Source organism: Rhizobium sp. WYJ-E13 (assembly GCF_018987265.1).
Taxonomy (GTDB): domain Bacteria; phylum Pseudomonadota; class Alphaproteobacteria; order Rhizobiales; family Rhizobiaceae; genus Rhizobium.
In genome coordinates, this window is sequence record NZ_CP076854.1 from 1994731 (window position 1) to 2017401 (window position 22671).

The window sequence follows — 22671 nt, forward strand, 5'->3', positions numbered from 1 at the left end:
CTCATATCGCCCTGCGCAGGCCGACCAATCTTTCGACCGCCACCACGACGCCGATCGAGATAAGTATCAGGATGACGGAAAGGGCGGCGATCTGCGGGTCGGTCGAATATTCCAGATAGTGATAGATCTCGGTTGGCAGCGTGGACGCCTTGACCGAGACGATGAAGAGCGAAATCGTCGCCTCGTCGAAAGAGATGAGGAACGCGATCACGGCGCCGGCGATCAGCCCGGGACGCACCAGCGGCAGGGTGATGCGCCAGAATACCATGACCGGAGAGGCCCCGTGCACCAGCGCCGCCTCTTCCACCCGCGTGTCCACCGCCATCAGGCTCATGGTGATCGTTCGTACCGTGTAAGGGATCGTGATGCCGAGATGGGCGAGTATGATGCCGGGATAGCTGTCGAGCAGGCCGATCGGCGCGATCACCAGCATGATGCCGACGGCCAGCACGATGTGTGGCACGAGGAAGGGCGCAAGGATGAGAAAATTCACCGCCGCCTTGCCGCGGAACGTGTAGCGCACCAGCGACAACGACAGGAGCATGCCGGCCGAAACCGACACGATGCCGACAATCGCGCCGATCGCCAGGCTCCGCCAGAAGGCCGAGATGAACTTCGCATTCTCGAAGACCTTCACATAGGATCCGAACGAGAAGCTCTCCGGCGGAAAAGCGAGATACTGGCGCGTGTCGAATGAGATGATGAAGACGATGACGATCGGCGCCAGCAGGAAAAGATAGAGCAGCGTGATCAGCGTGCTCCAGGCGACTCGACCGAGGATCGAGGAATTCTGCATGGCCGGCCTCACACTTCGAGCGCGCGCAGCGCACGCTGGTAGAGAAGGATAATGCTGCTGAACAGCACGAGCAGCATGACCGAAAGCGCCGCGGCGAGCGGCCAGTTGAGCGTCACCGTCGCCTCGTTGAAGACTTCCGTGCCGAGCACGAAGACGCGCCCTCCCCCCATCAGCCGAGGCGTCACGAAGGAGGAGATCGCCAGCACGAAGACGAGGAGCGCCGCCGTCAGCACGCCGGGCAGGCTGAGCGGCAGGACGATGCGCGTGAACGCCTTGAGCCGGTTGGCCCCGAGCATCGCGGCCGCCTCCTCCAGTTGAACGTTCAATCGGCCGAAGCCGCTGAGCATCGCGAGGATCGCATAGGGCATCAGGATTTCGATCAACGCGACGGTGGCGCCGAAGCTGTTGTTGGTGAGGCGGATGACGCCGTCGGTGAGCGAAAGCGACTGCAGCGTGCTGTTGATGACGCCCCGGTCTCCAAGGATCACCATCCAGCCATAGGTCCGCACGACTGACGATGTCAGCAGGGGGGCCACCGCAAGCGCCGTCAGCACACCTCGGAAGCGGCTCTCCGTCCGGACAAGGAAAAGCGCGATCGGATAGGACAGGATCACGGCGAAGATCGCGACATTGAAGCCGAGAACCAGGGTATTCCAGGCTACCCGCCAGTAGAACGGATCGAACAGGACGGTGGTGTAGGCTTCCCACGTCCAGTCGCCGCCGCTCAGCGCTCCCACGGCCGAAGAGGCGAATGAGGCGCGCAACAGCCAGAGGAGCGGCAGCAGGAAGGTGATGACCAGCGCGACGAGGCCGGGCAGAAGCAGAAGCAGCAGGATGCCCCTCGAGGTGGTCGGCGCGCCGCTCGCAGGCGCTGTCACGGCGGCGCTCATGCGGCCTCCCGACCGATCAGGGTCACGTCGTCGGGCGCGACGGTCAGGGTGACATCGTCGCCCTTCCTTGGCAGGATACCCGCATGCGTCGGCAGATCGGCCTGGAGCAAGCGCCCGCCGCAGCGCACGCTCAGCGTCAGGATCTGGCCGCGATAGACGATATGCTCGACCACGCCGCTGAAGCTGTTCGGCTGGCCGGCATCTCCCGCAAGCAGCAATCGGTGAGGCCGCACCATCAATTTGATCGATGATCCAACCGCGGCTTCACCGGCGAAATGAATCGGAGGCAGGCCCTCGACCTCCGCAAGGCCCGGTCCGGCGACTTTACCCTCGAAGAATGTTCCCGCACCGATGAAGGACGCGACGAATTCAGTCTGCGGCCGGTCGAAGATGTCGAGCGGGGTTCCGATCTGTTCGAGTTTTCCTGCCGACATGACCGCCAGGCGGTCGGCCATCGAAAGCGCCTCGTCCTGGTCATGGGTCACGAAGATGGCGGTCACGCCGGTACGCGCCTGAATGTCGCGGATCTCATCGCGCATCTCGTCGCGCAGTTTCGCATCGAGGTTCGACAGCGGCTCGTCGAGCAGCAGGAGCTCCGGCTCGATTACCAGCGAACGGGCGATCGCCGCGCGTTGCTGTTGGCCGCCGGAAAGCTGGCTGACCTTGCGTCCGCCCAGACCGGCAAGCTTGACGAGGTCGAGTGCCTTCCTGACGCGCTCCTCTCGCTCGGCCCTGCCGACCTTGCGCATTTCCAGGCCGAAGGAGATGTTTTCTGCGACCGTCATGTGGGGAAACAGGGCATAGGCCTGGAAGACCATGCCCATGTTCCGCTTGTAGACAGGAATGGAAGAAACGTCCCGGCCATCGAGCCTGATCGCGCCCGACGTTGGGGCGATCAGACCGGCGATCATGCGCAGGATCGTCGTCTTGCCGCAGCCGGAAGGCCCGAGCAGGGCCAGCATCTCGCCGCGCGGCAGCGAGAAGCTGACGTGATCCACGGAAGGCTTCTGGGCGCCTGGATAGGTCTTCACGAGATTTTCGATGATGACGTGATGATCAGCCATGACGGCCAGTTCCCTCAAGATAGATCAGTTGAGCGCGATGACTTCGCGGTTGATGCGCTGGATCCAGGCGGAATATTTGTCCGCAACGAAGTTCCAGTCGAGTGACATCTGGGCGGCCTGAGCCTCCTTGGAGCCGTAGATTCGCGCGGCAACCGCGTCCGTCAGGGTCACCTTGGCATTGACCGGTCCGTAGAAGCTCTTCTCGGCGAACGTCGCCTGTGCTTCGGTACCCAGCGCATAGTTGATGAAGAGCTGTGCTGCCTCGGCATTCCTAGAGTTTTCGACGAGACCGATTGTGTTGGTCTGGCCGATCGAGCCTTCCTTCGGCGCGGCAACAGCAATCTTGCCGCCTTGAGTGTCGTGCAGGTATTGCGCGCGGCCGTTCCAGCAGATGGAGAGATCCACCTCGCCGCTCTGGACGACGGCGTAGCAATCGGGCGCCGGCTCCCAGGTCGAGACGTTCGGGGCGATTTCCTTGAGCATGTCGATTGCCGGATCGACGGTGTCCTTGTAGTCGGCTCCCTTGAGCTTGTCGAGGATCGGCAGCAGGATGACGCCGCGCGTATCGCCGAGTTTTGCAGCGATCTTCCCCTTGTATTTCGGGTCGGTCAGGTCGTTCCAGCTCGTCGGCGGCTCTTTCACATTGTCGGTATTGTAAAGGATCGCGAGATTATCCTGAGAGAAGGCGATTGCCTTGTCCCCGTCGAGACGGGCCCAGTCCGGCATCTCGGCAAGGCTCGGGACCTTGGCCGGATCGAGCTTGGCGAAAATACCGCTCTTGTTCGCCTTGATGGCGACCGAGACATCGATCAGGGCGACATCGATCTTCGGGTCGGCCTGTTGAAGCGTCAAAAGGGCGAGCGTCTCTGCGGAATTCTTGCTCTGCTGATAGGTCACCTCGATGCCGGGATATTTCTCCTTGAAGGCCGCGATGATGAACTTCTGATAGTTGTCGGCAAAGACGCCTGAAAAACCGACGACGTTCACCGTTCCCTTGATCGAGGCGTCCTGGGCCTCGGCCGCGCCGGCAAAAGCGGCAAGGCCAGCGGCAATAATGCCGGCGCGGAGGAAGATCCGCAAAATTCCGTTTTGCATGCGTATCGTCATGTCCGTCTCTCCAGTTTGAGGCATGGCATTTATTCTTTTGTCGCCATGCAGTTCCCTGTTCCCGCAAACGCGGCCTTATGCTCGATTAGCCGAGGCCGTTTCTTCCCGCCGACAATCCATGTCGGAGAAGATCAGGCCATCGGCGTCCAGGCCGCGTCGAGCATACGCAGCCAGTTCCTGCCGAGAAGCTTGAGCACCAGTTCCTCGCTCCAGCCGCGTGCCAGCATGCGGGCCGTGAGGTTCGGCATCTCGGTCATCCGTTGGATTCCCTTTGGCTTCGATATCTTCACGGAGCCGAATTCGGTCAGCGTCCGCGCAGTGCCCTTGTCCTTGTTCGCCCAGAGCAGCCAGGGACCGGGGCGCGGCCGGTCGAGCGAAAAGTCCGTGCCGATCCCGACATGATCCTCACCGACGAGATCGATCACATAGGCCATGGCATCCAGGTAGTCCTCGACCGTCGCGTCGTTGCCGGCCGCAAGGCCCGGCGCAAACAGGCTGACGCCGATCAGGCCGCCCTTTTCCGCGCAGGCGAGAAGCAGTTCGTCCGGCTTGTTGCGTTTGACGTCCCGAAGTGCCCGCGGCAGGACATGCGAGATGCAGACCGGCTTTTTCGAATAGGCGATGACGTCGGCGCTGGTCTTGTCGCCCACGTGGCTGAGGTCGCAGAGCACGCCGACGCGGTTCATTTCCGCCAGCACCTCCCTGCCGAACCCGGTGAGCCCGCTGTCGAACTCTTCCAGATAGCCCGCGCCGGAATAGTTCTGGGTATTGTAGGTGAGCTGCATGATGCCGACACCGAGATCCTTGAAGATCTCCACGTAGTCGAGCTTGTCTTCCAGCGGCGATGTGTTCTGCCAGCCGATGATGATGCCGGTCTTGCCTTCCACCTTGGCAGCATGGATGTCGGCGACGGTGCGGACCGGCCGGATGATGTCGTCGTTCTCGCGCAGAAAGCGCTTCCACTCGGAAACGTAACCGATCCCTTCGCGGAAATTCTCCCAAAGAAGGGAGGAGACGTTGACGGCTGTCAGCCCCCCGGCACGCATTTCCTCGAAGATCGACCGGCTCCACTGGCAGGTCTGAAGGCCATCCACGATGATCGCCTCGTCATGCAGTTTTCTTGCGTCGGTCATCACGCTTTTTCCTCACGCATTTCAGTGGTGTTGCTGGCCTTCAGGGCGCGGTCGACGAACTCCAGCCGATCCTGGCCCCAGAAAAGCTCCCTGCCGACGACGTAGGTCGGCGTCCCGAAGATGCCGAGCCGCTCTGCGTCAGCGAGATTGCCGTGCCACTCCGCGACGATGTCATCCACCTGCGGATCGGCGACGAGCCTTGCGGCCGCCTCGCCGGCCGTTGCCCGCGCGATGTCGCGGAGCGTGGAGAGGTCGGCAATGTCGCGGTCCTCGGCCCAAAGCGCCCGCTGCACGGCGAACGAGAAGGAAATCGCGTCAAGACCCGCCTTCTGGATCGCGATCACCGCCTGCGCGGCAGGCTCGATCGTCCGGCAAGGGTAGAATTTCGGCTTCGGGTTAAGCGGCATGCCGAGATAGTCCCGCCACCGGCGCAATTCGACCTCGTGGTAGAGCTGGCGCGCATCGGGACGCTTGCGCAGCGGAATGCCGCCATTCGCCTCGATGATGCGGATCGGCCTGAGCCGCACGGCCGCACCGTTCTCAGCGGCAATCGCAACGGCCCGCCGGGCGCCAAAATAGGCCCATGGCGACGAGATGCCGTAGAAAATCTGGAGCTCCGGGCGTCGTTCATCCATTCGCAATGCTCATGTCCTCGTCAATATCCGCATCCGTCCATTCGTCGCCCATAAGCTCCGGCGTGTCGAAGGAGAAAAAGCGATCGAGATGGTATGTCCGATCCTCCACGAAGAGCGAGCGCGCGAGACCCGTCGAAAGGCGCAACGCACCATCGCTGATCGAGGGAATCCCGCTGGTGATCTTCCCGTGCGAGGGAACCGCCGGATAGGCGAAGCAGGCGATCCGCGAGACCGAGGCGGCGACAACGGGATCGAGTCCCGGCTTTGGCAGGAATTCGAAAGAAGGCCCGAGATAGGGCGTGGAACCGATCCCTTCATGCTCCCAGCCGGCAGGCGGAGTATAAGCATCGCGCCAGAGCAGGATCTTGCCGGCAAGCGCAGAAAATTCCGGCCGCTTGCCGAAATCGACCGAAAAGCCCGTCGCGAAGATCACCAGATCGGTCCGGTAACGCCCTTTCGGCGTTACGACGTCCACCGCATCACCAGCCTCGACCAGTTCGTTTATCGGGCTCGCCAGATGAAAGAAAGCGTTCGGATGGCGCGAGACGCGCAGCACGCTGTGGCGCGGCGGCGGAATCTGGGCCCGTTCGCCGGCGACCATATAGGTCCACTTGTCCGCATCCGGCAAGCCGACATATCCGTGCGTCATCCCCTGGCTGCCGACCCCGGTGAATTTGTCGACACGCGGGATATCGGCACGACGCACGAAAATGTCGACGCGCGCCGCGCCCGCCTCCAGGGCGGCCGCAGCATTGTCCATCGCCGATGCGCCGGCGCCGACGACCGAAACACGCTTGCCGTTCAAGGATGCCATATCGATGAGATCGGCGCCGTGCTTAACGAAGCGCGACGGTATACGCATGGCGACATCCGGAAGCGTCGGAGCGCCGAGCCCGTCTAGGCCGGTCGCCAGAACCACGCGGCGGGCGAGAACCTGCTCCGTCGTTCCGGCTCTGTCGAACTCCAGAGCGATCAGGCCATCGGAGCGGAAGCCAATCGCAGTCAGCGCAGCGTCGTTAACCACGTCGAGATCGAGCACCTGTCGATACCAGACGAGATAGTCCATCCACATCGGGCGGGGAATGAGGCCCAAGTCGAGATAGGCTTGAGCCCCATATTGCGCTTCGAACCAAGCACGGAACGTCAAGGACGGGATGCCAAGCGCCGGCCCTACGGCGTCCTTGCGGGTGCGAAGCGTCTCCATCCTCGCATAGGTGATCCAGGGGCCTTCCCGCCCTTCTGGCGCGCGGTCGAATGCTCGGGCATTTCTGATGCCGACCTTTCTCGAGGCGGCAAGCGTTATCAGTCCGCAGAGCCCCGCGCCAATGACGGCGACGTCGAGTACTTCCACTCCATCCACTTTGATCCCAGGAAGCCACGCCTTGGGCGGCTGGTTGAGCCAGAGCAAGTCGAGCTCAAGCCGCTTTTCCAAAGCTTCAAGTGATGCCGGGCGGGGTAGATCGTTTGTTCCCACTTAATTGTCTCATTATTCTAAAAAGACATTATGAAAATAATATGATGCAAATATCGAAATGTAAATGCCAACGCTAAAAATCAATCGCGGCGAATTGCGGCTCCTCCTGAGCGGAGTGGGTCAGGCAAGGCGGCCGATCGAAACTGATGGGGCGCATACCGGAGGGGTGGAATCCTACGCTAATGGCTTTAGCCAGCGATGCTCGCCGGAGATATTGATCTGAGAGCCGGCTCGGTTTGTTTGAACAGCTTGGTGCCGATTGCTAAGTGGATTTCCGCCTCGACTATACCGCCACCATCATTGGTGCCAGCGCGTTGAAGTAGGCCTGATCCGGTGTCTGCCGGTCAGGGGATGAATGTGGGCGCCGGCTGCTTCGCTGAATGCGCCCAGAGGCTTTTGGCCGCGTCCTTGCCCTGTCTGAGGCCGGCCTTCACAGCGACGGCCTTGACGTCAAGCGCCTCGATGTCGCGTACCGTGGCATTGGCCGCATCCGCATTGGCGGTGTAGTGCACGCCAATCAGCGCGGCACCCTCCCTGGGCCACGGCTACCTTGAAGCCGTTGCCGCATCGCGACCGGTCGTCTGAATTGCCCGCTTGATCGCGCCGCTCTCGCGACGACGACTGTCCAGCTTTCTGGCCCAGCACTCTGAGATCACCTCATCCGAACCAGACCGCATCGAACATTGACATTCGTTCGCGACCTGTGGGGCTTGGACGAAGCGGTGTTACTTCGCGGGCCGGGCTCTCGTGGACGAGCGCATGCGGCCCTTCGATCCGGAATCCACGCAATGGTATGATCTCTGGTATCTCGTCAACAATGGCCCGTCCGTCCATTTCGAGGGCCGACCGCATGTTCTTTGAAGCAACCCGCACCTGCCGACCCAAGTTGCATTATACAGGCACCGTATTTCATTTGCTGTTTTGGAGGATAGAGGCCGTCGCGGTTCTGCCCGCAACGAGTTGAACAGAACTTGGTATATGATCAATCTCGATCCGCACCGGGATCCTTTGAGCCAGACGCACCCACGAAAATGTCGGCGCCACGCTTGCGAACGAGCCGGCGGAATCGCTTCGTTCCCGATCCTCGATTCCAGCCGCGATGCTTGCAACATGTCCGATGATCGGTAGCGTTTCGCCCATGATATCGATGCGCACCTCGTCATTGACATGGATCCGGGGGAGCTTCGTCTCTTCGAAATATCCCGCGACGTACATGGCGTCGTTTTCAACAAGCACGCCGACTGCGTTTCCGACGGACACGTAGTTCCCGCTACGAAGAGAGAAGTTCGTGACCGTTCCAGATGCCGGCGCGCTCACCGTCGTCCGTTGAAGGTTCAGCTTCGCCAGATCCCGAGCGGCAATCGCCGATTGGTATGCAGCGTCCGCCTGATGCATCTGGGCTTCAGCATGCTGTCGATCTTTCAGGCTGGCTGCCTCTTTGGATGCGAGCAGTTGATACCGTTCGAAATCGACCCTCGCCAGCTCGGCAGCAGCTTGAGTGCTTTGAACCTGGGCCTCCGCCTCACGCAGCGCAAGCTCGAAGCGGTCTCTTTCAATGCGAAACAGAGGCGCTCCCTTCTCCACGTGGGCGTTATCCGACACGAGGACCTCCGTCACCGGGCCCGAAACGTCTGGCGCCAGCCGGACGATGTCGGCCCGGACATGCGCATCCCGGGTCCACGGGGCTTCCATGTAGAAGGACCACAGGTGCCAGCCAAAAACCGCCGCGCAGGCGGCCATTGACAGGGTCAGGAGAACGCGACCCGAAAAGAACGCTATGTTTTTCATCTTGAAGTCCAGTTGCTGGCAACGGAAAACATGCCGACAAGGCTGATGTACAATGCCAGGTTAAAGAGGGGCCTGTGCCACACCGCGCTATAAAATCCGACTTTGCCGAGAAGCCATGCAAGGGCGCGAAAAACACCGTAGGCCAACAAGGCGAATACCCCAAGCGAAGGCAGGAAGACGCCATAAAGATCGAGTTGCCCGGTCACGCGGCTTTCCCCAAAGAAGGTGGCTTCGGAAACATCGGTGGATCAACCTCCGGAGCGAGGCAGATACGAAGGGCAACGGCGTGCATCAGAAGCTCTTCTTCCGTATCAACAGGGTTCGAAACCGCCAGCGTCATGATCAGATCGTCCAATTCCCCGAGCGCGTCCGCAAGAGGTTTGTCCCGATCAGCGGGGGCAAGATCGTACAGGTGCGCCACTCTTGCGAGAACTGCGCTTGCTGATGGTTGCGTCACTTCGGAGAGGTCTACAAGCAGTTCTTGAACAGCGATAAGGTGAAGTCCCGTTCGCAGATCTCGAATGATGTCTCCATTCGAGATGTCCGAGGTCGGCGACAGTTTCGCTGCTCTCGAAGCAAAAAGACCGGCAACATCGATGAGGCGATGGTGGGTGAGCTCTGCATCGGTGTGTCGACCGGCCGCGATCTTTGACACATGTCGCTGGGACACGGAAAACAGTCGTCTTGCATTGGTTTCAGCCCGGACAGATCGGAAGATGCCGGAGATCAGGATCGCCCATATCATCGCAAGGACGGTCGCGATTGCGGCGTTTCCGAAGGCCAAAAAGTCGTTGCTCTGATGGGACTGCAGCGTGAGAAGAAGCGGAAAGTTTATGCAAAGGCCCATGCCGACGATCGCGAGCGAAGGCACGGCCAGGCATATGCCGGCGGGGATCAGAAATAGTCCGAGCGCGGCAACGAGTGGTGCAAAGCCGTCGATCATCGGCAGGATCGCAAAGCCATAGACGAACGCCGCGATGACAGAGCCGATCGTAACATCGGCAAGTTTTCTCATTGCGGGGACCGGATCGTCCATTGTCGCGAGCAAGCAGCAAAGGACGCCCGAGATTTGAGCGAATGTCATTCCGTCGGTCCAGCCGCTTGCGATCCAGAATAGCATGGCCGTCACCAAGCAGATCGCGATTGTCAGTGCTGACAGCAAAGCCATTCCAAAGTCGCGGTGCTGCGCTGATATTCGATCCCGGTGGCGGAAGCGGCTGGCCACTCCCCCCACATTCTCCTTTTCAACGGCATCTCGAAGGTCGCGGCACGCATCGGCAAGGTGAAGAATATCGCTGAGATTGCGTGCGACATTGGCAAGTACCAGCTTTTCCCAGGACGGAGGCGCGGCCAAAGGGACAAGCGTATCGATCTCCCGCCTGAAGGCGTTGCGAGAGGCGTTTGACCTACAAGAAGCTGCCTGACTGATCGACGACAGAGCCTGTTGTGAAGTGGAGGTTTCAAGCCTTTCCAGTGAACGGCGGAGATCCGCAAGTTCGCTCAATAGTGGGAGGAAAGCCACCATCCGATGCTGCAGCGACCGAACCAGGAATGCAGCACGGCGATATCGCGACCCGTCATATTGAAGATGCACCGCAAGCGACCGCAGATCGGCCGCCTCTGCGGCCAAAGCAAGTCGTTCTGCCCTGCTTCGGGTTTTATCGGCTTTGCCTGTTGCTGTTGTGGTCAAAAGGTCTTGCGTTCGCGCTATCCAACCATCGATGCGGTCGAGAAGCACCGCACCCACATGGACCGGAAGAACAATATGACTGACGATCGAGGCGCAGATAATCGCCAACCCGATCTCCTCGACGCGAGAGACGGCAGTGTCAAACGCAGTTGCCGGAGCGGTGACCAGCGGCAGCCCCGCCAGAAGCACAGTATAACCCGCCAGTAGAGGAACGTAGCTGCGCGGCGTGCGATCTAAAAGGCTGATGAACGTGCATCCAGACACCCACAAGATGATCGCGCCCGACAGGAGGATCGGTTCGTTCACCAGATTAGGGACCATGATGATCGTGGCCGCGCCGCCAATGAGCGTTCCCAGCAGCCGATAGATCGATTTTGACACGACCGCGCCGGAAAGCGGATTAGCAACAATGTAGACCGTGGCCACCGCCCAGGACGGTCGCGGCAGATCAAAACGGATCGCGATAAAATAGGCGAGCATCGCCGCGATGAACGTCTTTACCGAAAAGATCACACTGCTCGTGGTGACCACCGGTCGCGCGTTCACCGCTCATCTCCAGCTTGGGAACCACATTGCTCGAGGGCCTGCTCGCCGACTTTGCTCGCAAGACCATAGAGTGCCGGTGATACATAGCAGAACAACGGAACAGCGGTGCAGGCATGCAGATAAGCCTCCGCCGCCTTCTCACATTCAGCTGGAGACATGGAAGGCGTACTGGAGGCAAGGATGGCGCGAACTTTTGAAAGGAGCTTCTTTGCGATGCGTCTCGTTACGGAGGGGCGCGGAAGCCAGTTGTCGATGGGCGGGAAAAGCAGGATGCATGTCCTGCCGCAGAACTTTTGTGGCTCTCGAAGTTCCGTTTGAACCACGTCAGACACCCAGTGAGGGGCGTGCTCATCAGCTGCCATGATCACTCTCCGAATTTATTTTGCTAAAGACTATCGACAAATTGTGCTGAGAAATTTAGATATTCCCTCAGATGATCACTAAATTCCCCCTTCCACGGGTGTCGCTCCCTGGCGCCCTCCTTGATCAAGATCTCGAAGAGCACGCATCGCGAGTGCATGCCATCCGGATCGACGTGTCGCAAAACGAGCGGGAAGCTCCAGAACATAGCCACCGCAAGGGGCAACTCGTCATGCCGCTGCGGGGCGGAGTGACATGTCGCGTTCCCCGCGGAATGTGGATGGTTCCCCCTCATTGCGGCGTCTGGGTTCCTGCCGGTATGCCGCACAGCAATGTAGCGACAGCCAACGCGCGCTTGTTCTACTTATTCATCGAGCCAACTGCGGTCGAGATGCCGAACCGCTGCTGCACCCTTGCGCTTTCGCCCCTCGTCAGGGAGCTCATCATCGAATTGGCTGACCGGTCCGAGGTCGCAGAGGTCGATGGTGAACTCATCACGACCCTGCTTCTGTCGGCTCTATCGAAGATGCCAGTCGAGCACTTGCATCTGCCGCTGACAGGGGAGCCGAGGCTGGAGCGCATTGCGACCGCGCTTGTCAAGGATCCCTCCGACCGAAGCACGGTAGCGCAATGGGCAAAGCGAATGGCCTTGAGCGAGAACTCACTCGCTCGCCTTGTTCAACAAGAGACGGGCCTGACCTTCGGCCGTTGGCGACAACAACTACAGCTGATTATTGCAATCCGCAGCCTCGCAGCAGGTGCACCAGTGCAGCAGGTGTCGGGCGATCTTGGCTACGAATCGGTGTCTGCGTTCATCACGATGTTCAAGAAAGCGCTCGGCGTGTCTCCCGCCAAATACCTTAAAGATTTCGATCGATAGGATTCAGTGTTGATTTGCGCTGAGAGCTGACCCGGGATTGCGGGAAAATATCACTGAGAATCGACCCATGTTTCAATCCCGTATGGTCCGGGAGATACACCGCAGCACGGGCCTATCCAATACCATCCGCAGATATCTGCGTGCCGGCGGCGTTGCCGTCACGCCTCGCCGGCATCTGCTAGTTCGGTCCTGTCGATAGGAGACGGTGGAACTGCGTAAGCACTCGGGATCGCCCTCCGAGATCGGATTTTCATCTGCTAGTCGACGGCAATCTGGTCGTTGAGATTGCGGATGCCCGGTGCCGACCACGCGGCATGTTCAGCAGCACGCCGCGTAGACCAGCTGTGGACTTTGCCCTTGAGCGTCACGCTGCTTCCCGCAACCTCCACCTGGATGGCTTGAGATTGAAGTTCTGCATCACGCTTGAAGGCATCTTCGATACGCTTCTTGACGTCGCCAGCACTCAGCCGTGGGGTTATCTCGATCAAATTGGAAACGCCGACGACCCCGGCGAGGTCGCGAACGGCATCATAGGCTGCGGTCTTCTGGTATTGCCACTCGACCTCGCCGGTTAACGTAAGCCATCCATTCTCGACCTTGACCTGGACCGCTTGCCTTGGAATGGAAACCTTCCAATCGATCGTATTGACGGCACGGCAAGCGATGTCCTCATCTTCGGTTTCGTACGTCCCGGCAATGCGCACGCCAATCTCCTCAGCAATCGCGCGCACCCCTTTCACCCGCTTCACGACCCCTTCTGCGGTTTCCTTCTCAAGATAGGAACTCACGTGGCCGGTCAGTGTCACGACGCCATTATCGACGGCGACGCCAATATTGGCAGCGTCAATACTCGGTTCGAACTCCAGTTCATCGAGGATGTTCTGTCTCAGTGTCAGATCGTCCATGACTTGCTCCTTTCATGTGGGGACGCGAGAAAGCAAAGGTGAAGATCACGTGGTGACATGTGAGATGCATTCGGGCGGTTTGCCGGTGTCGCACGCAGCCGCGCTCTGCTGGAGCACCCTCCGGCAGCGACTTAAGGCAGCACGCGAACGATGAACCTCACCACGCCCGATCATGGTTCAGGTAGGCGCAACCATGATAGAAATTAATATCAGAAAGCTGCTTCGGGACCTTTGATCTGCATCAAAGGGGCGTGTAATGCAGCGGTACCGTCTGAGCCCGCGATGTCATTCGATCTCCTTGCTATGCCTACCGGAGATTTCTTCGATCCAAATCCCGAAGAAGACGTGCTTGTACGGGCGATCATTTCCGTAGCCCTCGGGCTTGATGGCCCCCGGCTCCCACCACTCGCTCTTCCTCTGCAGCAGGCTCCAGGCGTGATGCATCTCACCGGCGAAGCCATCCTCGTCGCGAAATTCTTCAAACCGCCCGCAAGCAAGGACGGTGTACCAGTCTCTGGATCCCTTCTTTTCCTGCACGAGAAGACAAACTTGCGGATTGGCACGCATGATTTCGATCTTCTTGCCCTCCAACGAAAACGCATAAATCTTTCGTTCGTCATAGGCGATTTGAATAGGCACCGCGTAGGGCCTGTCATGGTAGCTGCATGCCAGCACCCCGGTTCTTGCGTGTTGAAGCACGTTAAAGCAGTCCTCTGCGTTCAGTTCCTCAATGGTCATGGCGATTGCCTCCGACAAAAACGCAATGGCGCGGCGTTCTCGCGATCTCTTAACCAACGCAGTGCAACACTTGAGCGGCGGCAGGCAGTAACCTGACACCTCCAGGACCGCCTTCCATCAGCAACAACTGCACCAAATGTTCATTGATGCCCTTTGTTTGGGAGCGATCGGACGATCTGCTCCGCCGAGGTGTGACGCATAACAGGCATCATGGCGTGGCCGGGACCGACCGGATCAATGCGATGACGTCATCGTCGCTCAGCTGCCGAAAGTCCCGATAATGGGCACCTATTGCCTCAAAGAAGGCGGGGGTGGACAGGCAGACAGTCTCATCGGCTGCCTGGTTCAATTGCTCGAGCGCTTCAAGAGGCGCGACAGGCACAGCCACGACGATCTTACTCGGTTTGCGTTGCCTCAACGCACGAATGGCCGCCATCATTGTCGCACCTGTGGCAATGCCATCATCGACGATCACGACGATGCGCCCGAAGACTTCCTGATGAGGGCTGACGCCAAGATACCGGTGCCGACGACGTTCAATCTCCTCCCATTCGCGGCGCTGCACGTCCTCGAACGAGGATTCGGGCACACCTGCGAGGCGGAGAACGTGCTCGTTGCGGACGACGATTGGCTCCAATCCGTCGACGATCGCTCCCATCGCGAGCTCCGGATGCATGGGGACGCCGATTTTTCGTACCAGAAGCAGGTCAAGCGGAGCATCCAGATATCTTGCTATCTCGGCTGCTACCTGCACGCCTCCACGTGGAAGCGCGAGCACGACGACATGATCATTCTTGTATCTTTCAAGAGCTTGAGCGAGCTTCCTGCCCGCGTCGGTTCGGTCATCGAACAACATCGGCGGCTCCTTTCTAGCGCCGGTCGCATCCGCCGCCATCCCTGCTGTCGCCTGCAGGGCGGAGATGCCGGTGTTGGAAATCTGCACAGGACAACACGATGACGACTTTGTTGCATTGATCTCCGTCAAGTTTGCAGAACGGAAAGAGACCGTACCTGTGTGGTCGACCTGGTTTAACGTTGCGGAAGCGAGGGGCAAATCCGTGTGTAACTGCATTGACCCTGGTCAATGCAGTTGCTGACCCGTTCCTGGAAACTTCGACAGGTACGTTCTGTTTTGGACCAGGAGGACATATCATGCATGTATCAGAAGCGATGCATAAGCAGGTTCAATCAGTTTCGCCGACCACGCGTATCAATGAGGTCGCCAAACTGATGAAAAAGCAGGATATCGGAGCCGTTCCCGTCACCGAGAACGGGCGCATGATCGGGATGATTACTGACCGCGATCTCACCATACGCGTCCTTGCCGATGGTCACGATGCTTCCGGGATTACGGCACGGGAGGTCATGTCGCCGGGCGCCACATTCTGCCATACGTCGGACCGCATTGAGGAAGCAGTACGCATGATGGAAAAGCATAAGATCCGGCGCCTGCCTGTCATGAATGCAGAAGACGAGATCGTTGGTATGCTTGCCATCGGCGACATTACGCACTGCGGCAGTCGGCCGCTTGCTGAAGAATTGCTGAGAGCGGTCAGCGGTCATCACGCCTGATAAGCCCTGCATTTCCTCCCGCCATGCCTGCATGGCGGGAGTTTCAGCTCACACGAAAAAGTCAATCGATCGAAGAACATCCTCCCACTTAGAGCAGATCCTGTTCAATCCTGATCATATCCTGCAGCTCTGAAGTCGTTGGCGCATTCTGGTTCGCCTGAGCCTTGAAACGATCAACGCCGCTAATTGAGCCGACTATTCGGTAATCAATGACGGAAGCTGTTGAAGCAATTTCTCAAACTCGGGCCATTCGGTCGCGGGCCAGATCTCCGTTGTGGCATGGCCGAACGTCCGGACGAGTGTTGCCACCTTCGTCGCAGACAGCATATCGGGCGCGGAAAAAATATCGACATAGTCTGCCGGACCAAGCACTACAAAACTTGAAATCCAGCGCACCTCGGGACAATCACGTCGTATATATTGAGCGAGTTCATGGCTCAGGGTCTTCATGGCGCGGGGGTTTCTCAGAGCCTCATGGCTCAAGCGGGTGAGCATGATGAATGTCGACATCTTGTACCTCCTTGATGAGGAGATCAGCGTGGATCCTAGCTGCGCTGAGGACATTGATGGGCGTCAATTGGAAACTGAAATGCCGCACAAACTTGGCTTTGCGGGCGCGTTCTCGAGCGTTGCGGATATCCGCCGCGGTCAGCGGCGGCCGCTGTAAAAACACATCATGTTGATCCTTGCGTTATTCCCAATGCGAAGGCCACTGCGCCACTATCCTCCGACTTTGCTTGGCCCACGACCCCACCTTATTTCCGCTCGCAGGCGTCCCGTTTGACGCAACGCAAAGCGTGACATGTAATCGGGATCAAGATGCTTGAAATCCTCACGCGCGAAAGGAGGCTGTCGATGACTGGTGTAGGCGAAGAATGGAAGCCGGGCATTTCGCCCGAGAAAGTGCGCTACGTCATCCTCAAGGCAAGAGAGTTCGATGCCAAAGACGTCATGACCGAGCCGGATCCGGGCTCCAATCCGACGGATGACAATATGATCGAAATCCTTGAAGACCACCCCGACGACTCGGTGGAGCAGGAATTGCGCAGCGTGATCTGGGCGCTTAACGAGGACGAACAGATCGACCTTGTGGCACTTTCCTGGCTTGGGCGTGGCGATGGGGATGCCGCGGACTGGGACGACCTTCGCCAGCAGGCCGCCGACGCGCACAACGGACGCACTGCCTCCTATCTGCTGGGCATGCCGCTGCTGTCGGATTACCTTGAAGAGGCGCTTGACCAGTTCGGCGAGACAGAAGCCACCTTAATGGAAGGTTGACAAGGCGATGTCGGACCGCCCCTTCCAGTTCGACCAATTCATCGAGGTGCGATTGTCGAAGCCATCGGACATCCGCCATGAAGCAAAGTCGGCTCTTGATCGGCAACTAAACCTCCGGCGATCATGTTGCCGCCTCTCGTGAACGGAACCAGGTGCCAACGTCGTCTGCCGTTATTCTAATGCGACCATCAGGCTCCGCGCCCCCGGCGGCGTATTTGGCATCAGCGATTTGGCTGAAAACATCGATGTTTTCCTGCAAGCGGCTCTCATCACAGCGCGGTGGCTCTGCAACCGCCATGAGGGCCTCTTTGCTGACAAGGACAATATGCTCCGCGCCGGCAGCCTCCATCAGGAGCAGAGCTTCCTCGCCAGACGACTTCATCATTCCACTGACCAGTTTCAACGACATGAGCGGCGACCTTCTGAATTTTGCGTTCTTGGGACAGGCCTTGGTTGAACGCCAGCCGAGGTCCGATGGATCCAAAACAATCTAAGAGATCGGCCAAAATCCTTCTTTGACGCGCATCAAAAGAGCAATAAGAACGGCGAGCCTACTACGTGGTCGCGATATCGGCAGCTTTCCCGATTGCGTTTCGCCACGCGGTAGATCCAATTATGCCTGTCTCTCCCGGTGCGGCGATCTCGAGTTCTGTGAGCTGTTCGGTGCATCGGTATTGCTCCAACTTCAGTCGAGCGTGCTATGAGTTCGAGGCTTGAAGAGTCGCCGCGACGTCTCGTGCGACGTCGCTGGCGAGTGCCGATTCCGACTCCGTCGACGCGCTGGAACGCGCGTTCAAATCGTAGCTGCGAGACCACAAAACCACACCATCGCCTTCTCGTACGAGGCGGGCGGTCAGCCGCATCGGCCCCTGCGCTCCTCTCGTGCCTGCCTGCAGGAGATAATGTTGTCCCTGCAAATGGTCTGGCCCAGCCGATTGGACGACAACCGAGATTTTCCCGCCAGCCACCAGCCGGACTATGATCTGATCTCTGAGGAAGCGCGCCTCGGCCCCACCGGCGGCGTAGAATGGTTCCACGATGACGGTTGGCTTCAGCTGCTCCTCAAGGGGCTCAGCCGACGTCTCGGCGAGTGAGGGTGCATGTGCAAGGAGCAGCGCCGCTACCGCAACGCTCAATCCGGTCGCACCAACCCAAAACAGGACAGGCTGCCGCAAATAATTGGATAGACCGGTTCTCCTGCTGGCGGACATGACGGGACCTGGCGGGTGACCTTGGCGCCTGCAGGGTGCAGTGTTCATGATGAATGAAGGAACATAACCGCCTTTCGGTATCGTGATGAGCACGGGTTCGAAATCTCGGGACTTCAGATAAAAGCGCTCCAATTCGCTCCTGATCCGACGCGCCTCGATGCGGACTGCGGGATCGTTCTGCGCATCGAAATTCGGTTTCGCAAACACCGACTCGGCGATCGTATATGCCTTCAGGTATCGTGATCTTCCGGCGAGCGTTTCCTGAACGACAAATCGCAAAAACCTTCTTGCGCGCTTCGACAGCCGAAAATCCTCGCTCGCAAGAATTCGCTCCAGCTGGTTCTGGACATCGAGCGCTGTCGGCACAACAGCCGCCGCCCGCAAAGGTCGTGCATCTATCATTACGACATCCTTCACGTACAAACACAGTCCTTGGCGAAAGGATCGGGAACGCTGCTTTGCGACACATTAGGTGCCGGCCGCACGTCTCCTTCCAGCGCCGCAATGAGATGCCGCGCCTCATTGCGCGTCAGGAAAACTGCCGTGACATCGATGTCAGGCGGCAGACCGGTGTTGCGATCGACGACGTTGAAAAGGCCGAAACGCGCCGGGACGCAGATGTAGCTCATTCTTCGGGTCACGATCATGGCAGTTGATCTCACAAGCCGATGTTCTTCTGCTCGGGCGCTTTCCTGCGAGATGCGGGATGAGAAGGTGCGCGAGCGCTATGGAGCGAGGCTACCAGCACATGCGCTGCCGGCATTGCGGCAGATCAAATCGTCATTTGCGACACATCTCCGGTGCCATCGGGCATGTCGATCCTGGGACCTGTTCGGCTGCGGATCTGCCCGGCAATCCGGCCAGGCTAAGCCTCTGTCATTTCGAGTCTTCCCTTCGTCTCAAGCCGAGCGAGAAGCTTGGCTACGAGAAATCCGACGAGGAGCGTGATGAAGGCGGCGAGAATGCACATCGTGCTGGATCGGGGGTCGGCGTTGGAAACAGCAGACAGCGGCGCCAGCGCTGCGCCGACATTTCTCGTGCAAACACCAAGCGTTACAACGCCTCGCCTGTCGAGTGGAAGTTTCAGAGAGATTGCGTAGGAGCAGATTGCCAAGCCGCAATAGTAAATGAACTGTGCCGCGATCGCCCAGGTTCCGACAGCACCGATGACGTCACGCCAGTTTTGCGCGATTGCAATGATCAGAAGCAAGAGAATGTTCAAAGTGACGAGTGTTTTCATGATCGGATGGCATCTATCCGCCCACCTGGCTGACAGGCGTCGGAATGCGATGCCTGCCGCGAAAGGGGCCAGAACGAGAAGGAGGAGCGGGCGGGCGATCGAGCCCACGCCTGCGTCAAGCTCGGGAGCAACGAACGGCACAGCAAAAGGCATCACGACAATGGTTCCGAGCGCAGCGATCATGATGAATGCCGCTGCATAGGCAGAATCAGCCTTCGCCAGATCAGAAAGAGCGGGCATGAAGGGAGCGCAGGGGGCAAAACCCAGCAAGAGGAGGCCGAGCGCGTAAGGCTGTGGTAACGCAAGCGCCCATACGATCAGGACGGCAAGAAGCGGTCCAACGAGGAACGCGGACAGAACGCTCGCCACGACGAAGTGCCGGTCGCGAAGTGCCGCCACCGCATCCCTGACCTCAAGCTTCAGGCCAACATCGACCAGGCTGCCGAGCATGAACGAAATCAGTGCGATCTGGAGGATATATTTCAGCAAATCCGATAGCACGAGTACACCCCCCTCGCATCTGTCACTCAGCGATTTTTGACTCCACGGAATACTCATCTTCCGGATGTCGCCCAATCTGGCGTGCCCCGGAAAATTTTATAGTCTATCCAATCTGCTGGAGGCGCTTTGATTCCCGTCAATAAACGTATTACTTGCTCCTAATCTCGTCTTCGCCTTTCCGCTCTGGCGAGGCATTTTGGACACCAGGCCCTGTACCTGCGGGTCGTTTCGATACGCGGTCATATTGATGGTGACTGGTGGGGCGAAGACCAAGTGCTGAGGCCTGGTACCGCGAATGCGTTCCTTATGAAAGGCCGTCTCAAAGGGCTGACGACAGAATATTTTAAGCCGATCGGACGAAGTTTGCCCTCGCTTGTCCATCCCGACTGCCAGGTTCGTGGATCTGGGCAGCGAAGGCGATCGACCTTTCCAGCAGCTTCGCGAGGTGCGCGGCACTGCCGAGCGATCCTCCGTCGATCACTGCCTGGTGGCCCAGCTGGAGCACTCGCTATCCGGCCCCTTATCGCCAGAGTTGTGTGTGATTGACAGTGTTCGAGCGTCGAGTCATCATGAAATAATATCATTCCACCTCGGCTAAGTCCGTTTGACCCAACGGGTTCGTGAGGTGTGTTTTGCCTGTGCCCAGTCAGCTCCGGTGAAATAACATGCGCCGCTTTATTCTTCGGCAAAACCTGGTGCAGTACGAAGAGCAACTTGCAGATGAAGCAAGTGCGGTTCGCAGAGAACACCTGCGCGAACTGATCGAAGATGCCCGGCGAGAGCTCGCAAGGCTGGAACACATTTGGTTTCTCACCTGTCCTCAGATCGAGGTACCTCTCAAGGTCGGTGAGGACGCGGAGTTGATCCTCGACCATGCCGTTCGCGCTAATCACGCCGATCATGGAAGCCTTCGGATCTGGAACGAACAGAAGCATTGCCTCTCGCTGTTTGCTCAGACGAATTTTGACAGTGGCTTCGTCGATCGCTTCCCGGAGGTGAGACAGGGTGATGGCACAGTCAGCCCGCGTGCTCTAGCGTTGCAGAAGCCGGTTTTCGTCTACGATATCGACGAGGACGAAACCCCCACACCCTTTCGGGACTTCGCCCGCGACGCGGGAATCCGCTCTATCGTCTCCAGCCCGTTGGTTGGCTTGGATGGCCGGTGCCTTGGCACGTATTCTCTGCACTATCGCCGGATGCGGATATATGATGATACTGATTATCTGCTGGTCCATGCCTATAGCGTGAGGCTCGCGGCACTGTTTCAAGATCTCTTATAAGGGCGGCTTGCAACGCAGAGGCGTTCTGTAAGAACGCATTCTCCAAATTGAAAGCCATGTTGCGGGCTCGGGCGGAGCGAAAGATCGACGCTTTGTGGGACGCGCTGGGCGCCTTGATGCCTCGCTTCACGACGGCAGAATGCGCCAACTACTTCAAGGTCGCAGGATATGACCCAGATTAAACAGGATCTGCTCTAGTACTACAGTTGCGTTTGATGCCTTGCTTTGTAGTGAGAAAGCATTGCGGATGCTTGATGCCTGCGTCGCCAGAGTGACCATGCCAAGATGAGGCGAACTCTAATCGGGGGCTGTAGCAGGAGGCGTTTGATCAGATAGCGGATCTCTGCGACGCTGGGCACGAAGGCCATGGTGTTGGTCAGGCGGCGATTGGCGGGTTTGGACTCGTTTCGTTCGGTTTGCCAGCAGCGGTGCGGCGTAGATCGGCGCCGAGTTTGGCGAGGAATGCAGCGGCTGCCATGACGAGCGTCATGTGCCGCTTCCAAGCATGCCAGGATCGCGCTTCGCAATGATCCAGGCCGAGATCGTCCTTCGCACGCTGGAAGCATTCTTCCACGGTCCAACGCAGCCCGGCAGCGCCCGCCAATTCGCTCAATTCGGTACCGGCGGGCGCAAAGACAAAGTAATAGGCGCGCGCATCGGGTTCGCGTCGGCTGCGCCGGATCAGAAGCCAGCGCTCCCATTGTGGATCCGGGCGAGAGCTGAGAGGAATACGGGCCCAATCATAAAGCCGAAGACCCTTGGCACCTTCGCCTGCTGCATGGCTCTGCCAAACCTCCGGTTTCAACTCATCAGCCATCGTTTCGGGATCGGTCTGCTCGATCCCTTGCTCACGCACAAAGCGCAGGCAATGATTGGAGCGCACTGCCAGAACATAAGGCTGGCCACGGCTTTCCAGCATCCGGCGCAGCTTGGAATCCGAACCATAAAGCGCATCCGCCAATACCCAGGCACAAGGCACGCCGGCATCCAGCGCATCGGCAATGAGCTTGGCTGCAATGGCCGGTTTGGTCGCGAAGGCTTGGGACTGGGGGACGTGAGCCGAAGCACGGCGGGCTTCATCCTCGGCCCACTCCTTCGGTAGATAAAGTTGCCGATCGATCAGGGTCTGACCGTAGCGGCTTGCATAGGCAAGGAAAACACCGATCTGACAGTTCTCGATCCGGCCGGCCGTGCCGGAATATTGTCGTGCGACACCGACTGAATGGGCGCCTTTCTTCAGGAAGCCGGTCTCATCGACCACAAGAACGCCGTCCGCGTCACCGAGAGACTCTATTGCATAAGCGCGAACCGTATCGCGCAATGCGTCAGCATCCCAATGGCTGCGCCCCAGCAGCGATTGCATCCGATAAGGGCGCTCCAGTCCTGCCTGTTCCGCCATCAGCCAGCCAGTCTTGCGCTCTACTCCCGACAACAACCCATCCAGAAAGGCACCGCACGATGCGCGCAATTCTCGGCGACCAAAGACCGAGCCCAACCGCACCTTCAAGGCATCGAGCTCACGATGCCACGCCAGAACCGACCCGGACCAACCCGCAACCGACATTGAACTTCCCTCCCGCCAA

Annotated in this window: 25 protein-coding genes and 2 pseudogenes; 6 read left to right on the forward strand and 21 right to left on the reverse strand. The window is 58.9% G+C overall.

Features of this window, described 5'->3' with window-relative positions; translation table 11 throughout:
* Window position 1: 1 nt before the first annotated feature.
* The 12 genes and pseudogenes from KQ933_RS30645 to KQ933_RS30700 form a co-directional block, all read right to left on the reverse strand.
* Window positions 2-796 (reverse strand): ABC transporter permease, encoded by a 795-nt coding sequence (locus tag KQ933_RS30645; RefSeq protein WP_216759771.1) that lies wholly within the window; start codon window positions 794-796, stop codon window positions 2-4.
* An 8-nt stretch (window positions 797-804) separates the two neighbouring features.
* On the reverse strand, window positions 805-1686 hold the full coding sequence (locus KQ933_RS30650) for an ABC transporter permease (protein WP_216759772.1): 882 nt from the start codon (window positions 1684-1686) through the stop codon (window positions 805-807).
* A complete protein-coding gene (locus KQ933_RS30655; RefSeq protein WP_216759774.1) occupies window positions 1683-2750 on the reverse strand; it encodes an ABC transporter ATP-binding protein in 1068 nt (355 codons plus the stop codon). The genes KQ933_RS30650 and KQ933_RS30655 overlap by 4 nt, the downstream gene beginning before the upstream one ends.
* Window positions 2751-2774: 24 nt before the next feature.
* A complete protein-coding gene (locus KQ933_RS30660) occupies window positions 2775-3857 on the reverse strand; it encodes an ABC transporter substrate-binding protein (protein ID WP_216759775.1) in 1083 nt (360 codons plus the stop codon).
* A 131-nt stretch (window positions 3858-3988) separates the two neighbouring features.
* On the reverse strand, window positions 3989-4990 hold the full coding sequence (locus tag KQ933_RS30665; protein WP_216759777.1) for a dipeptidase: 1002 nt from the start codon (window positions 4988-4990) through the stop codon (window positions 3989-3991).
* The gene (locus tag KQ933_RS30670) at window positions 4990-5625 is read right to left on the reverse strand and encodes a 2-hydroxychromene-2-carboxylate isomerase (RefSeq protein WP_216759779.1); all 636 of its coding nucleotides are present in this window, start codon (window positions 5623-5625) and stop codon (window positions 4990-4992) included. The genes KQ933_RS30665 and KQ933_RS30670 overlap by 1 nt, the downstream gene beginning before the upstream one ends.
* Window positions 5618-7099: a SidA/IucD/PvdA family monooxygenase gene (locus KQ933_RS30675; RefSeq protein WP_216759780.1), complete on the reverse strand. Its 1482-nt coding sequence runs from the start codon at window positions 7097-7099 to the stop codon at window positions 5618-5620. Before KQ933_RS30675 ends, KQ933_RS30670 begins: the two co-directional genes overlap by 8 nt.
* Before the next feature lie 383 nt (window positions 7100-7482).
* A pseudogene (locus KQ933_RS30680) lies at window positions 7483-7635 on the reverse strand (short-chain dehydrogenase); the annotation flags it as partial.
* 373 nt (window positions 7636-8008) lie between these two features.
* Complete coding sequence (locus KQ933_RS30685; protein ID WP_216759782.1) at window positions 8009-8887, reverse strand: HlyD family secretion protein; 879 nt, start codon at window positions 8885-8887, stop codon at window positions 8009-8011.
* Entirely contained in the window at window positions 8884-9093 is a 210-nt protein-coding gene (locus tag KQ933_RS30690; RefSeq protein WP_216759784.1) for a DUF1656 domain-containing protein, read from the reverse strand. The genes KQ933_RS30685 and KQ933_RS30690 overlap by 4 nt, the downstream gene beginning before the upstream one ends.
* Complete coding sequence (locus tag KQ933_RS30695; RefSeq protein WP_216759785.1) at window positions 9090-11123, reverse strand: FUSC family protein; 2034 nt, start codon at window positions 11121-11123, stop codon at window positions 9090-9092. The genes KQ933_RS30690 and KQ933_RS30695 overlap by 4 nt, the downstream gene beginning before the upstream one ends.
* The gene (locus KQ933_RS30700; protein ID WP_216759786.1) at window positions 11120-11485 is read right to left on the reverse strand and encodes a hypothetical protein; all 366 of its coding nucleotides are present in this window, start codon (window positions 11483-11485) and stop codon (window positions 11120-11122) included. Before KQ933_RS30700 ends, KQ933_RS30695 begins: the two co-directional genes overlap by 4 nt.
* A 71-nt stretch (window positions 11486-11556) precedes the next feature.
* On the opposite strand from KQ933_RS30700, the gene KQ933_RS30705 reads away from it, so the two are divergent.
* Window positions 11557-12363 carry a helix-turn-helix domain-containing protein gene (locus KQ933_RS30705; RefSeq protein WP_216759787.1) on the forward strand — a complete coding sequence of 269 codons (807 nt, stop codon included), beginning with the start codon at window positions 11557-11559 and terminating at the stop codon, window positions 12361-12363.
* A gap of 257 nt (window positions 12364-12620) precedes the next feature.
* On the opposite strand, the gene KQ933_RS30710 is transcribed toward KQ933_RS30705, so the two are convergent.
* From KQ933_RS30710 to KQ933_RS30720, 3 genes are all read right to left on the reverse strand, one after another.
* Window positions 12621-13268 (reverse strand): BON domain-containing protein, encoded by a 648-nt coding sequence (locus tag KQ933_RS30710; protein ID WP_216759788.1) that lies wholly within the window; start codon window positions 13266-13268, stop codon window positions 12621-12623.
* A 285-nt stretch (window positions 13269-13553) separates the two neighbouring features.
* A complete protein-coding gene (locus tag KQ933_RS30715) occupies window positions 13554-14006 on the reverse strand; it encodes a pyridoxamine 5'-phosphate oxidase family protein (protein ID WP_216759789.1) in 453 nt (150 codons plus the stop codon).
* 208 nt (window positions 14007-14214) lie between these two features.
* Window positions 14215-14991 carry a phosphoribosyltransferase gene (locus KQ933_RS30720; RefSeq protein ID WP_367882534.1) on the reverse strand — a complete coding sequence of 259 codons (777 nt, stop codon included), beginning with the start codon at window positions 14989-14991 and terminating at the stop codon, window positions 14215-14217.
* Between the two features lie 167 nt (window positions 14992-15158).
* Here KQ933_RS30720 and KQ933_RS30725 point away from each other — a divergent pair, with 167 nt between their 5' ends.
* Window positions 15159-15578 carry a CBS domain-containing protein gene (locus tag KQ933_RS30725; protein WP_216760909.1) on the forward strand — a complete coding sequence of 140 codons (420 nt, stop codon included), beginning with the start codon at window positions 15159-15161 and terminating at the stop codon, window positions 15576-15578.
* Between the two features lie 195 nt (window positions 15579-15773).
* On the opposite strand, the gene KQ933_RS30730 is transcribed toward KQ933_RS30725, so the two are convergent.
* Window positions 15774-16088 carry a GYD domain-containing protein gene (locus tag KQ933_RS30730; protein WP_216759790.1) on the reverse strand — a complete coding sequence of 105 codons (315 nt, stop codon included), beginning with the start codon at window positions 16086-16088 and terminating at the stop codon, window positions 15774-15776.
* Between KQ933_RS30730 and KQ933_RS30735 the strand changes: the two genes are divergently transcribed.
* The gene (locus KQ933_RS30735; RefSeq protein ID WP_216759791.1) at window positions 16072-16245 is read left to right on the forward strand and encodes a hypothetical protein; all 174 of its coding nucleotides are present in this window, start codon (window positions 16072-16074) and stop codon (window positions 16243-16245) included. The two genes, KQ933_RS30730 and KQ933_RS30735, sit on opposite strands and share 17 nt — an antisense overlap.
* 188 nt (window positions 16246-16433) lie before the next feature.
* Window positions 16434-16856, forward strand: coding sequence for a DUF3775 domain-containing protein (locus tag KQ933_RS30740; RefSeq protein WP_216759792.1), 423 nt, complete (start codon window positions 16434-16436; stop codon window positions 16854-16856).
* 121 nt (window positions 16857-16977) lie between these two features.
* Here the strand turns inward: KQ933_RS30740 and KQ933_RS30745 are convergent, their stop codons facing one another.
* The 4 genes from KQ933_RS30745 to KQ933_RS30760 all read right to left on the reverse strand — a co-directional run bounded on the left by KQ933_RS30745 (window position 16978) and on the right by KQ933_RS30760 (window position 19808).
* The gene (locus tag KQ933_RS30745; RefSeq protein ID WP_216759793.1) at window positions 16978-17265 is read right to left on the reverse strand and encodes a hypothetical protein; all 288 of its coding nucleotides are present in this window, start codon (window positions 17263-17265) and stop codon (window positions 16978-16980) included.
* Between the two features lie 289 nt (window positions 17266-17554).
* Complete coding sequence (locus tag KQ933_RS30750; protein ID WP_216759794.1) at window positions 17555-18469, reverse strand: hypothetical protein; 915 nt, start codon at window positions 18467-18469, stop codon at window positions 17555-17557.
* A gap of 11 nt (window positions 18470-18480) precedes the next feature.
* Entirely contained in the window at window positions 18481-18714 is a 234-nt protein-coding gene (locus KQ933_RS30755; protein WP_216759795.1) for a hypothetical protein, read from the reverse strand.
* A 218-nt stretch (window positions 18715-18932) separates the two neighbouring features.
* Window positions 18933-19808 carry a bile acid:sodium symporter family protein gene (locus tag KQ933_RS30760; protein WP_216759796.1) on the reverse strand — a complete coding sequence of 292 codons (876 nt, stop codon included), beginning with the start codon at window positions 19806-19808 and terminating at the stop codon, window positions 18933-18935.
* Between the two features lie 665 nt (window positions 19809-20473).
* On the opposite strand from KQ933_RS30760, the gene KQ933_RS30765 reads away from it, so the two are divergent.
* Both KQ933_RS30765 and KQ933_RS30770 read left to right on the forward strand, forming a co-directional pair.
* Entirely contained in the window at window positions 20474-21088 is a 615-nt protein-coding gene (locus KQ933_RS30765; protein ID WP_216759797.1) for a GAF domain-containing protein, read from the forward strand.
* A 29-nt stretch (window positions 21089-21117) separates the two neighbouring features.
* Window positions 21118-21270, forward strand: a pseudogene (locus KQ933_RS30770) (IS630 family transposase); the annotation flags it as partial.
* Between the two features lie 194 nt (window positions 21271-21464).
* Here the strand turns inward: KQ933_RS30770 and KQ933_RS30775 are convergent.
* The gene (locus KQ933_RS30775; protein ID WP_216755744.1) at window positions 21465-22652 is read right to left on the reverse strand and encodes an IS701 family transposase; all 1188 of its coding nucleotides are present in this window, start codon (window positions 22650-22652) and stop codon (window positions 21465-21467) included.
* Window positions 22653-22671 lie beyond the last annotated feature (19 nt).

Bases quoted from the DNA above. Each gene is read 5' to 3' on its own strand.
- KQ933_RS30725 (WP_216760909.1), top strand. From the start codon at position 15,159: ATGCATGTATCAGAAGCGATGCATAAGCAGGTTCAATCAGTTTCGCCG.
- KQ933_RS30765 (WP_216759797.1), top strand. From the start codon at position 20,474: ATGCGCCGCTTTATTCTTCGGCAAAACCTGGTGCAGTACGAAGAGCAA.
- KQ933_RS30665 (WP_216759777.1), bottom strand. From the start codon at position 4,990: ATGACCGACGCAAGAAAACTGCATGACGAGGCGATCATCGTGGATGGC.
- KQ933_RS30705 (WP_216759787.1), top strand. From the start codon at position 11,557: ATGATCACTAAATTCCCCCTTCCACGGGTGTCGCTCCCTGGCGCCCTC.
- KQ933_RS30755 (WP_216759795.1), bottom strand. From the start codon at position 18,714: ATGATCGTGACCCGAAGAATGAGCTACATCTGCGTCCCGGCGCGTTTC.
- KQ933_RS30740 (WP_216759792.1), top strand. From the start codon at position 16,434: ATGACTGGTGTAGGCGAAGAATGGAAGCCGGGCATTTCGCCCGAGAAA.
- KQ933_RS30655 (WP_216759774.1), bottom strand. From the start codon at position 2,750: ATGGCTGATCATCACGTCATCATCGAAAATCTCGTGAAGACCTATCCA.
- KQ933_RS30700 (WP_216759786.1), bottom strand. From the start codon at position 11,485: ATGGCAGCTGATGAGCACGCCCCTCACTGGGTGTCTGACGTGGTTCAA.
- KQ933_RS30710 (WP_216759788.1), bottom strand. From the start codon at position 13,268: ATGGACGATCTGACACTGAGACAGAACATCCTCGATGAACTGGAGTTC.
- KQ933_RS30715 (WP_216759789.1), bottom strand. From the start codon at position 14,006: ATGACCATTGAGGAACTGAACGCAGAGGACTGCTTTAACGTGCTTCAA.
- KQ933_RS30685 (WP_216759782.1), bottom strand. From the start codon at position 8,887: ATGAAAAACATAGCGTTCTTTTCGGGTCGCGTTCTCCTGACCCTGTCA.
- KQ933_RS30730 (WP_216759790.1), bottom strand. From the start codon at position 16,088: ATGTCGACATTCATCATGCTCACCCGCTTGAGCCATGAGGCTCTGAGA.
- KQ933_RS30775 (WP_216755744.1), bottom strand. From the start codon at position 22,652: ATGTCGGTTGCGGGTTGGTCCGGGTCGGTTCTGGCGTGGCATCGTGAG.
- KQ933_RS30735 (WP_216759791.1), top strand. From the start codon at position 16,072: ATGATGAATGTCGACATCTTGTACCTCCTTGATGAGGAGATCAGCGTG.
- KQ933_RS30750 (WP_216759794.1), bottom strand. From the start codon at position 18,469: ATGATAGATGCACGACCTTTGCGGGCGGCGGCTGTTGTGCCGACAGCG.
- KQ933_RS30645 (WP_216759771.1), bottom strand. From the start codon at position 796: ATGCAGAATTCCTCGATCCTCGGTCGAGTCGCCTGGAGCACGCTGATC.
- KQ933_RS30660 (WP_216759775.1), bottom strand. From the start codon at position 3,857: ATGACGATACGCATGCAAAACGGAATTTTGCGGATCTTCCTCCGCGCC.
- KQ933_RS30650 (WP_216759772.1), bottom strand. From the start codon at position 1,686: ATGAGCGCCGCCGTGACAGCGCCTGCGAGCGGCGCGCCGACCACCTCG.
- KQ933_RS30670 (WP_216759779.1), bottom strand. From the start codon at position 5,625: ATGGATGAACGACGCCCGGAGCTCCAGATTTTCTACGGCATCTCGTCG.
- KQ933_RS30745 (WP_216759793.1), bottom strand. From the start codon at position 17,265: ATGTCGTTGAAACTGGTCAGTGGAATGATGAAGTCGTCTGGCGAGGAA.